The sequence below is a fragment of the Paracoccus simplex genome (genome assembly GCF_042648325.1).
GTDB lineage: Bacteria > Pseudomonadota > Alphaproteobacteria > Rhodobacterales > Rhodobacteraceae > Paracoccus > Paracoccus simplex.
The window spans coordinates 1-3,042 of the sequence record NZ_JBHRXE010000019.1 but is presented as its reverse complement, the minus strand read 5'-3'; the positions used below and the strand labels follow the sequence as shown (position 1 = coordinate 3,042).

General features: G+C 67.2%; 3 protein-coding genes. 2 read left to right on the top strand and 1 reads right to left on the bottom strand.

The annotated features are described in order from the left end of the window. Window positions 1-360 (bottom strand): hypothetical protein (locus tag ACFOMP_RS08505; protein WP_379029502.1); only part of this gene is annotated, 360 nt, incomplete at its 3' end. Here ACFOMP_RS08505 and ACFOMP_RS08500 point away from each other — a divergent pair. Together ACFOMP_RS08500 and ACFOMP_RS08495 are read left to right on the top strand one after the other, a co-directional pair. Continuing rightward, window positions 346-1,257: a bifunctional 5,10-methylenetetrahydrofolate dehydrogenase/5,10-methenyltetrahydrofolate cyclohydrolase gene (locus tag ACFOMP_RS08500; protein ID WP_379029498.1), complete on the top strand. Its 912-nt coding sequence runs from the start codon at window positions 346-348 to the stop codon at window positions 1,255-1,257. The two genes, ACFOMP_RS08505 and ACFOMP_RS08500, sit on opposite strands and share 15 nt — an antisense overlap. 85 nt (window positions 1,258-1,342) lie before the next feature. Then, window positions 1,343-2,905, top strand: a complete 1,563-nt coding sequence (locus ACFOMP_RS08495; protein WP_289893272.1) for a BCCT family transporter — start codon at window positions 1,343-1,345, stop codon at window positions 2,903-2,905. Window positions 2,906-3,042: the final 137 nt, after the last annotated feature.

Genomic DNA, 3,042 nt, shown 5'->3' with positions numbered 1-3,042 from the left:
GCGGTGACAAGCGGCAAGGAATCGCGCAAGGGAGGATACCTCGGGCCAGCGCATCGAAATGCGCGGCGCGCGCAGCCTGGCCGGCCAACCGCCCGGGACAACCAGCCACCGCCCTGCCACTGGCCAGCGCAGCGCCCGGACGATGCCGGAGAAACCGGCGAACATTCCGCCCGACCGATCCCACGACGTCGCATGACGACGCTTTTGTTCCCCAAAACGTCGGTTGAGTGCACTGCGCCGCCGCGCGCTTATCCCATCCTCGTGCCGGAAGGCGTCGCCTGAGCCGAATGGCTGTTCGCAGCCGCCGAACCAGAGCCAGATCAGGATCAGGAAGAAACCCGCTTCATGACCAATCGCCACGATCACCGCCTCATCGACGGCCGGGCCGTGCAGGCCCGCATCCTGACCGAACTGCGCGCCGAGCTGGAACGCGAAAGGGCGATCCGCCCGGTCGGCCGGCTGCTGTCGGTCTCGATCGGTCCCTCGCCCGAGATCGAGGTCTATGTCCGCAACCAGGCCCGCGGCGCCGAACGGGTCGGCCTGCCCTTCGAGCGACAGCTCTGGCCCGCCGACATCACCCAAGAGGAATGCAAGCGCCGGATCGCGGCGCTGAACGACGATGCCGAGGTGCTGGGCATCATCCTGCAGCGGCCGGTGCCGGCGCATATCCATGTCCGCTCGCTGCAATCGGCGATCCATCCGCTGAAGGATGTCGAGGGGATGAACCCCGCCTCGATCGGCAACATCGTCTATAACGATGTGGCGCTGGCGCCCTGCACCGCCGCGGCGGCGGTGGAGCTGGTGCGCGAGACCGGGCTGAACCTGCGCGGCCTCGAGGTGGTGATGATCGGCCATTCCGAGATCGTCGGCAAGCCCGCCGCCTTCCTGCTGATGGCCGAGGGCGCCACCTTCACCGTCTGCCACCACATGACCCGTTCCGTCGCCATGCATTCGCGGCGCGCCGACGTGGTGGTCGTCGCGGTGGGCAAGCCGCATCTGATCGGGCCGGACATGATCAAGCCGGGCGCCGCGGTCATCGACATCGGCATCAACCAGGTCAGCGCGCCGGACGGCACGCTGCGGATCCTCGGCGACGTCGACACCGACAGGGTGCGCGAGGTGGCGGGCTGGATCACCCCGGTCCCCGGCGGCGTGGGTCCGGTGACGGTGGCCATGCTGATGCGCAATGCGCTGACCGCGCACAAGCGCCAGGTCGCGTCCGGCTGGCTGCCGCCGGCCACCCTGCGCGGCCCCTGAGCCGCGGCCGCAAGCCGGACGGGCTTCCGCCGACAGCGCCGGAAGCATTGACGAGTCTTGGAGGAGACTGCGGAGGAGATCGCATATGCAGACAACACCCGAGAGGGGAATCAACACCGGCGTCTTCTGGCCTGCCATCGCCATTGCCGGGGGATTCGTGATGTGGGGCGTTTTCGCCCCCGACAGCCTGGCCGCCATCGCCACGGCCACATTGAATTGGATCATCCGGGTCTTCGGATGGAGTTTTGTCATTTCCACGGCCTTTTTCCTGGCCTTTGCCCTGTTCCTGGCCTTCAGCCGCTTCGGCCGCATCAAGCTGGGCCATGACGACGAGAAGCCCGAATTCTCGACCCGGTCCTGGGTCTGCATGATGTTCAGCGTCGGCATGGGCATCGGGCTGATGTTCTGGGGCGTCGCCGAGCCGATCAGCCATTTCGGCACCCCGCCGCACGGCCTGGCCGAGCCGCAGACCAGGGACGCCGCGCTGGTCGCCATGCAATACGCCTATTTCCACTGGGCGCTGCATCCTTGGGCGATCTATGCGATGGCCGGGCTGGCCATGGCCTATTTCAGCTATCGCCGCGACCTGCCGACGCTGGTTTCCAGCGCTTTCCACCCGCTTCTGGGCGACCGCGTGCACGGGCCCATCGGCCGCACCATCGACGTGCTGGCGATCATCGCCACGCTGTTCGGCACCGCCACCTCGCTGGGACTGGGGGCGCAGCAGATCAACAGCGGCATGAACTACCTGTGGCAGACCGGGGAATCGCCCAGCATCGCGCTTGGCATCATCGCCGTGCTGTCGGTGCTGTTCATCCTGTCGGCGGTCTCGGGCGTCGGCAAGGGTGTGCAGTTCCTCAGCAACATGAACATGGTGGTGGCGGTGCTGCTGCTGCTGTTCCTGGCGCTGCTCGGCCCGACGGTTTTCATCCTCGACACGCTGATCGAGTCGCTGGGCTATTACTTCGGCGACCTGGTGTCGATGTCGTTCCGCACCTCGGCCTTCAGCGACAGCAAGTGGCTGGCCAGCTGGACGATCTTCTACTGGGCCTGGTGGATTTCCTGGGCGCCCTTTGTCGGCGTGTTCATCGCCCGCATCTCGCGCGGCCGCACCATCCGCGAATTCGTCGTGGGCGTGCTGATGATCCCCAGCGCCGTGACCTTCGTCTGGTTCACCGTCATGGGCGGCAGCGCGCTGTTCTCGGAACTCAGCGGCCCCGGCGGCCTGGTCGAGGCGATTGCCCAGCAGGGCGCCCCGGTCTCGCTTTTCGCACTGCTCGAGCAATATCCGCTGGCCGGGCTGACCTCGGTGGTGGCGATGTTCCTGGTGGCGATCTTCTTCGTCTCGGGCGCCGATGCCGCCTCGGTGGTCATGGGCATGTTGTCCTGCCATGGCACCACGCATCCGCGCGCCGGCATCGTCGTGCTCTGGGGGCTGCTGGCCGGTGCCTCGGCCTCGGTGCTGCTGGTGATGGGCGGGCTGGACGGGTTGCAGACCGCCTCGATCATCGTGGCCGCGCCCTTCCTGGTGGTGATGGTGGGACTTTGCGGCTCGCTCTGGAAGGGGCTACTGGACGATATCGAGGTGCATGGCCATTTCGAGGAGATCGACCCGCATACCGGCGGGCTGAAGGAACGGCCACGCTGAACCGCTTCCGGACGTGCCGCTCCGACCTACCGGCGCAGCGCGTCCCAACCCTGGTGCAGAAATGTCCGCCGCCTCTCCTTCCCCCGCCCCGCCCCCACCGCCTGCCGCGCCGGCTGTGCAGCGCTATGTCTTCCTGC